The organism is Aeromonas sp. HMWF016, from assembly GCF_963878195.1.
GTDB classification, from domain to species: Bacteria; Pseudomonadota; Gammaproteobacteria; order Enterobacterales; family Aeromonadaceae; genus Aeromonas; species Aeromonas lacus.
The window spans coordinates 22,237-29,107 of sequence record NZ_CAWNWX010000052.1 but is presented as its reverse complement, the minus strand read 5'-3'; the positions used below and the strand labels follow the sequence as shown (position 1 = coordinate 29,107).

Below are 6,871 nucleotides of genomic sequence, written 5' to 3'. Positions count from 1 at the left end.
GGCAAGGGAAGCCCGTGCCTCCGTTAGCTGTAAATGACGTTAAATAACAATAATTTATAAGCTAGTTTTCAAATCTACATCAATAAGAGGTTGTTAAATGAGCATTATCTCCAAGGCGTATGCAGAAGGCGCAGTTCCGACGGCACAGGGTGGTGGCATGGAAATGATCATCATGCTGGCCGTGTTCGGTCTCATCTTCTATTTCATGATCTACCGTCCCCAGGCCAAGCGCGCCAAAGATCATCGCAATCTGATGACCTCTCTCTCCAAGGGTGACGAAGTGCTCACCTCCGGTGGTCTGGTTGGCAAGATTGCCAAAGTGGCTGCCGACAGCGATTACCTGGTGATCGCCCTGAACGACCAGACTCAAGTCACCATCAAAAAGGACTTCGTTTCTGCCGTTCTGCCCAAGGGTTCTATTCAGTCCCTTTAATCTCCCAAGGAGCACAGCGTGTTGAATCGCTATCCGCTGTGGAAATACCTGATGGTGATCGTGGTGATCGCCATCGGTTTTCTATATGCAGCCCCCAATCTTTACGGCGAAGACCCGGCCTTGCAGGTTTCTGCCAGCCGTGGTGCCGAAGTCAAGCTAGATACCCTTGACCTGGTGAAAGAGAGTCTCGACGAGGCCAAGATCCCGGTCAAACATGCTGCGTTCGAGCACGGTCTTATTCTGATCCGTTTTAAGAACACCGAAGATCAGCTCAAGGCGCGCGATATCGTCGCCAACAAGCTGGGTGACAACTTCATTACCGCTCTCAACCTTGCCCCCTCTACTCCTGCCTGGCTCGAAGCCATTGGCGCCAACCCGCTCAAGCTGGGTCTGGACCTGCGCGGTGGTGTGCACTTCCTGATGGAAGTGGACATGGCCGAGGCGCTGACCAAGCAGCAAGAGCAGATGGTGCAGGATTTCCGCTCCGAGTTGCGTACCCAGAAGATCCGTTACTCCGGCGTGCGCCGGGTCGGTGACAAGGTACAGGTGGTATTTCGTGACGAAGCGGATCAAGAGCGTGCTGTTACCCATCTGCGCCGCCAGAACCCTGATTTGACCTTCACCACCGAGCAGAAAGGGGATGAATTCATCCTGATGGCCGGTCTGAGCGAAGCGAAGATCAAGGAAGTGAAGAAGTACGCCCTCGAGCAGAACATCACCATCATCCGTAACCGGGTCAACGAGCTGGGTGTCGCCGAGCCGCTGGTACAACAGCAAGGCGCCGAGCGCATTGTGGTTGAGCTGCCCGGTATCCAGGATACCGCCCGTGCCAAGGAGATCCTCGGTGCGACCGCGACCCTGGAATTCCACATGGTCGATGAGACTGCCGACATTCAGGCTGCGGCCGACGGTCGCGTACCGCCGAGCTCCAAGGTCTACAACGATCGCAATGGTCGTCCTGTCGTGCTGCAAAAGCGGGTGATCCTGACCGGTGACCACATCGTGGGTGCCCAGTCCGGTTTCGACGAGTACAGCCGTCCCCAGGTCAACATCAAGCTTGATGGCCAGGGTGGCAACAAGATGGCCAACTTTACCAAGGACAACGTGGGTAAAGGGATGGCGACCGTCTTTATCGAGTACAAGCCGGTCGGTCAGCCTGGTCCGGATGGCAAGCGCAAGTTCCGCAAGCAGGAGGAGGTGATCAACGTCGCCACCATCCAGTCGCGCCTTGGCAGCCAGTTCCGCATCACCGGTATCGACAATGCCAACGAAGCCCATAACCTGGCGCTGCTGCTGCGTGCCGGTGCTCTGATCGCCCCGATCCAGATCGTGGAAGAGCGCACCATTGGCCCGAGCTTGGGTCAGCAGAACATCGACAGCGGTATGCAAGCCATCGGCTGGGCCATGCTGGTGATCGTGCTGTTCATGGGGATCTACTACCGTGCGTTCGGCTGGGTTGCCAACCTGGCACTCTGTATGAACCTGGTGCTGATCATCGGTATCATGTCGATGATCCCGGGGGCCACCATGACCCTGCCAGGCATTGCCGGTATCGTGCTAACACTCGGTATGGCGGTGGATGCCAACGTGCTGATCTACGAGCGTATTCGTGAAGAGATCCGCAACGGTCGCGGGGTTCAGCAGGCCATCCATCTGGGCTTTGATCGGGCATTCTCGACCATCGCCGACTCCAACGTCACCTCGCTCATCACCTGTGTGATCCTGTTCGGTATCGGTACTGGCGCCATCAAGGGCTTTGCCCTGACGCTGGGCATCGGTCTGACCGCCTCCATGTTTACTGCCATCACGGTCTCCCGCGCCATTATCAACCTGGCCTGGGGTGGACGGCGCATCGACAAGTTGCCCATCTGAGGATAGAGAGATGTTTCAGATTCTACATTTTGAAAAACCGATCCCGTTTATGCGCTATGCCAAAACGGGTGTGGTCTTCTCTTCCGTGCTGATGGTGATTGCCCTCTTCTTTCTGTTTGATCGGGGCCTGAACTGGGGTCTGGACTTCACCGGTGGTACCACCATCGAAGTGGGGTTCCAGCAGTCGGTGAGCCTAGACAAGATGCACCAGGTGCTGGAAGAGCAGAAGATTGAAGGGGCGAGCCTGCAACACTTCGGCTCCAGCCGTGACGTGCTGTTCCGCCTGACCCCGAAAGAGGGGGTCAAGGTCGAGGAGCAGGGCAACGAGGTGCTGGCGGCGGCCAAGCTGCTGGATCCCGGTGCCGTGCTCAAGCGCGTCGAGTTCGTCGGTCCCTCCGTGGGTGACGAGCTGGCGACCGATGGTGCACTGGCCATGTTGGCCTCCATCATCTGTATCCTGATCTACGTGGCGGTGCGCTTTGAATGGCGTCTGGCCATGGGCGGCATCCTCTCGCTGGTGCACGACGTGGTGATCACCCTCGGTGTCTTTGCCTACTTCCAGTACGAGTTCGACCTGACCGTACTGGCGGCATTGATGACCCTGGTGGGTTACTCCCTGAACGATACCATCGTGGTATTCGACCGCTTGCGGGAGAACTTCCGCAAGGTGCGCAAAGGGGATACCGACTACATTCTGGATCTCTCCATGACCGAGACCCTGAGCCGTACCATCATCACCTCCGGCCTCACCTTCGTGGTGGTGCTGGCGCTGTTGCTCAAGGGCGGCGCGCTGATCCACGGTTTTGCCGTGGCCATGGTGATCGGTGTGGCCTTCGGTACCTACTCCTCCATCTATGTGGCGAGTGCGTTTGCCATGTTCCTCGGCGTCAAGCGCGAGCACATGCTGCCAACCCAGGTAGAGAAAGAGGGTGCGGATCAACAGGAAATCCTGCCGTAAACCACAAAAGAGCGCCGCAAGGCGCTCTTTTCTTTTTCGCTGTTGTCGTATGCTGACGCAGATGATTTCAACAAAAGGAGCTTGCCATGCAACACAATCCCCGTTTTCTGGCGCTGGTAGAAGGGATCCGCTCCCGCGTAGCCGAGACCGATGTCCACCAGATCAAGCGCTGGCAGGATGAGGGGCGCGCTTTTCATCTGATCGATGTGCGGGAAGAGAGCGAGTGGGCCAAAGGGCACCTGCCCGGCGCCCTCTATCTGGGCCGTGGCGTGATTGAGCGGGATATCGAGACCCGTTTCCCTGATCCCGATACCGAACTTTACCTTTACTGTGGCGGCGGTTTTCGCTCCATTCTGGCGGCGGACAATCTGCAACAGATGGGTTATCGCAAGGTGATCAGTGTCGATGGTGGTTTTCGCGGCTGGCTGGAGGCCGGATACCCTGTCGAATCCTGATTTATTTGAGAGAGATAGGCTGAGCTACATGACAAAGCGACGGTTGACCTTTACCATATGCGGGGTCAAGCGTAAGCGTCGGAGTGTTCATTGAACGTCAGGAAAGGGATTGGATACCTCCTCGGTATCCTGTTGCTGCTCCCTATGTGGGGTTGCAGCAGTAGCAGTCAGGTTAATGCCCCTCAGGTTCCCAAGCCGCAGCCTGCATCTCTGGTGTTGGCGACCCCTTTGCAGGTCTCCTACCAGAGCGAGCTGGCGCTAGCTCGACTCGGGCAGATGCTCAGCGAGATGGAGTTGACCACGGAGCAGCGTGCCGAGCTGTTCTATGAGCGTGCAGTGGTCTTTGATCGCGTTGGTTTGCGCTCCCTTGCGCGGCTCGATTTCAACCGTGCCTTGCGGGAGAAGCCCGATTTCGCCGAAGCCTACAACTTCATCGGCGTCTATCTGGTGCAGCAGCAGAATTATGACGAAGCCTACGAGGCATTCGATTCGGCGCTCGAACTGGCGCCCGATTATGACTATGCCTACCTGAACCGTGGCATCGCGCTCTACTACGGCAATCGCCCCGAGCTGGCTGCCGCCGATATGAAACGCTTCTACGAGGCGCAGCCGGAAGATCCTTACCGGGTGATCTGGCTCTATCTGGCCGAGCAGAAACTCGATCCCGCAGCGGCCATGAGCCGGATGCGCGAGCGCCTCAACAAGTACGATGACGACGCCTGGAATTGGGATCTGGTTCGTCTCTACACTGGTGAGATGAATGCCACCGAGTTGATGGGCAACGTGGTCAAAGGGGTGAAGGATAACCGGGAGCTCGCCGAGCGCCTGTGCGAAACCTACTTCTACCTGGGCAAGTACGAGCTGGGTCGGGGCAACCGCAAGGAGGCGATCAGCTACTTCAAGTTGGCGCTCTCCAACAACGTCTACGACTTCATCGAGCATCGCTATGCCTTGCTGGAGCTGGAGCTGATGGCTCGCAAGCCGCTGCCTCCCGGCGCTCAGAGTGGCCAGAGCAAGAGCGATCGCCCCTCCTGAGGGAGAGTGAAAGTGTAAAAAAGGCCTCATTGCGAGGCCTTTTTGTTTTTACGTGGTTTGCGTTTACTCCACCAGGCTCATGCCGGGGATCTGACGCCAGTAGCCGTTGCACTCGCTACCCCTTTGCAGGGGGAGGGGCGCGTCACCCTGCTGGTTGGTCTTGAAGCGAGCCAGCATCTCCAGCGTCTCCATCCCTTGTGGGGAGAGGCGTACCACATCCACCAGACCTGCCATCCCGGCCAGATCGTTGCCTAGGTTGTAGCAGTAACCGGACTGGGTCTGGATACCGTTGAGGTTGAAGACGCGTTGCCCCTCGCGGCTGTTGGCCAGTCGCCCTGTGGGGTAGTTGATGCAGGCGAGTTCGCAGTTGTCTTTCGGCTTGTCGAGCGAGCGGGCGGTGAAGCAGCGTGCCGAGTAGGCGAGCGGCAGGTGGCCATAGGCGAACACCTCTACTTCGAACAGCTGGCGCGTCGCCCCCAGATCCTGCTCAAGCTGTAACAGCCAGTCCCGTGAAAGCTCCACCGGCATGACCCAGCGCTTCATCCCCTGCTTGAGCAGCATGCGTAATACATCGGCGTTGTAGGCGTTGATGGCCGGGCCACAGACAAATGGAAGGCTCGCTTCATGGGCAAGCTGGACTGTGCCCAGATCGTTGGCCTCGACCATCAGATCGCCATTGTCGACCAGCCGTTTCACCTCTTTCAGCTCGGAGGGAGCGGAAATGAGCGCCAGCGTCGAGAGCACCACCTGTTTGCCAGAGCTCGCCACTTCGCGAGCGAGGGAGATCCAGTCATCGACTTTCAGTTCGCGTCGCTTGCTGCAGACGGTTTCCCCCAGATAGACGATGTCTGCTTCGCTTTGGGCTGCGGCGCGGTAAAAGGCTTCGGTATCGGCTTTGGGCCAGTAGAAGAGCAGGGGCCCGAGAGAGAAGTTCATGGATAGGGGCTCCTTATTGCCACTGACGATGATAGGCGCCAAGGGTGGTCTGGCTGCCTTCGGAAACACGGGCGAGCTGGGCATCCCATTCAGCTTTGACCTGATAGGCCTCGGGATTGGCCTGATAGGCGTCGATGGCGGCGCGCCAGACCCGGGTTACCTGCTCCACGTAGGCAGGGCTGCGCTGACGACCTTCGATCTTGACCGACTGGATGCCGGTCTGGAACAGCTCGGGCAAGAGACCCAGGGTATTGAGGCTGGTGGGCTCCTCCAGCGCGTGGTAGGTCTGGCCATCCACTTCAAAACGCCCCTTGCACAGAGTCGGGTAGCCGGCATTCTCGCCGGGGCCGTAGCGGTCGATCAGCACCTCGTTGAGTCGTGATTCGAGGCCGTTTGGGGTCTCCTCCCAGCGCACGAATTTGGCCGGTGAGCAGGCGCCAACGGTATTGGGGCTTTCACCCGTCATGTAGGAGGAGAGGTAGCAGCGCCCCTCGGCCATGATGCAGAGGCTGCCAAAGGCAAACACTTCGAGGCCGACATCGGTCTCGCGGGCCAGCTGTTTCACCTGATGCATGGAGAGCACTCGAGGCAGTACCACCCGTTTGACATTGAACTGCTGCTGATAGAAGCGGATGGCAGCAGCATTGGTAGCGCTGGCCTGCACCGAGACATGCAGCTCCATGTCGGGATAACGGCGGCTGGCATAATCGAGCACGGCAAGGTCGGCGATGATGAGAGCATCGGCACCGAGAGCCACCCCGCGGTCGACCGCCTGCTTCCAGCGGGCATCGGCACCAGGATGGGCGAAGGTATTGATGGCGATATGGAGTTTGCGATCATGCTGATGCACATAATCCACCGCCTTCTCCAGCTTGCTGTCGGTAAAGTTGAGACCGGCAAAGTGGCGGGCATTGGTGTCATCCTTGAAACCGATATAAACGGCATCGGCCCCGTTATCCACGGCGGTTTTCAGTGCCGGCAAACTGCCTGCCGGACAGAGTAATTCCATTGGTACGCTCCGAGAGTGCATATGAAGGGCAAACGAGCTCTGATTGTATGCACCACCGCCCCTTGGCTTTTTGACCTGAGGCAGCTTTGTGTGGCTTTCCCCATCTTGACCCAACTCTGCACAAGTTTGATTTCCAACAGGATCTTGCCGGCATCCCTGTGCTTGAATGCGCA

7 protein-coding genes are annotated in these 6,871 nt (G+C 58.1%); 5 read left to right on the top strand and 2 right to left on the bottom strand.

Features of this window, described 5'->3' with window-relative positions:
- Positions 1-97 precede the first annotated feature (97 nt).
- From yajC to nlpI, 5 genes are all read left to right on the top strand, one after another.
- On the top strand, positions 98-433 hold the full coding sequence (gene yajC, locus AACS24_RS07935) for a preprotein translocase subunit YajC (RefSeq protein WP_033114486.1): 336 nt from the start codon (positions 98-100) through the stop codon (positions 431-433).
- A gap of 18 nt (positions 434-451) precedes the next feature.
- Positions 452-2,305 carry a protein translocase subunit SecD gene (gene secD / locus AACS24_RS07930; RefSeq protein WP_033114487.1) on the top strand — a complete coding sequence of 618 codons (1,854 nt, stop codon included), beginning with the start codon at positions 452-454 and terminating at the stop codon, positions 2,303-2,305.
- Positions 2,306-2,315: 10 nt separating this feature from the next.
- Positions 2,316-3,263 carry a protein translocase subunit SecF gene (gene secF / locus AACS24_RS07925; RefSeq protein WP_033114488.1) on the top strand — a complete coding sequence of 316 codons (948 nt, stop codon included), beginning with the start codon at positions 2,316-2,318 and terminating at the stop codon, positions 3,261-3,263.
- A gap of 86 nt (positions 3,264-3,349) precedes the next feature.
- Positions 3,350-3,718, top strand: coding sequence for a rhodanese-like domain-containing protein (locus tag AACS24_RS07920; RefSeq protein ID WP_108570608.1), 369 nt, complete (start codon positions 3,350-3,352; stop codon positions 3,716-3,718).
- A gap of 90 nt (positions 3,719-3,808) precedes the next feature.
- Positions 3,809-4,753: a lipoprotein NlpI gene (gene nlpI / locus AACS24_RS07915; RefSeq protein ID WP_280136025.1), complete on the top strand. Its 945-nt coding sequence runs from the start codon at positions 3,809-3,811 to the stop codon at positions 4,751-4,753.
- 63 nt (positions 4,754-4,816) lie between these two features.
- Here nlpI and AACS24_RS07910 read toward each other — a convergent pair whose 3' ends face one another.
- A complete protein-coding gene (locus tag AACS24_RS07910; protein ID WP_108570607.1) occupies positions 4,817-5,689 on the bottom strand; it encodes a U32 family peptidase in 873 nt (290 codons plus the stop codon).
- 13 nt (positions 5,690-5,702) lie between these two features.
- A complete protein-coding gene (gene ubiU, locus AACS24_RS07905) occupies positions 5,703-6,698 on the bottom strand; it encodes a ubiquinone anaerobic biosynthesis protein UbiU (RefSeq protein WP_041207411.1) in 996 nt (331 codons plus the stop codon).
- Between the last annotated feature and the right edge of the window lie 173 nt (positions 6,699-6,871).

What these genes read in the sequence shown, in the direction of transcription:
- ubiU (WP_041207411.1), bottom strand. Translation starts at nt 6,698, where the DNA reads ATGGAATTACTCTGTCCGGCAGGCAGTTTGCCGGCACTGAAAACCGCC.
- yajC (WP_033114486.1), top strand. Translation starts at nt 98, where the DNA reads ATGAGCATTATCTCCAAGGCGTATGCAGAAGGCGCAGTTCCGACGGCA.
- secF (WP_033114488.1), top strand. Translation starts at nt 2,316, where the DNA reads ATGTTTCAGATTCTACATTTTGAAAAACCGATCCCGTTTATGCGCTAT.
- AACS24_RS07920 (WP_108570608.1), top strand. Translation starts at nt 3,350, where the DNA reads ATGCAACACAATCCCCGTTTTCTGGCGCTGGTAGAAGGGATCCGCTCC.
- AACS24_RS07910 (WP_108570607.1), bottom strand. Translation starts at nt 5,689, where the DNA reads ATGAACTTCTCTCTCGGGCCCCTGCTCTTCTACTGGCCCAAAGCCGAT.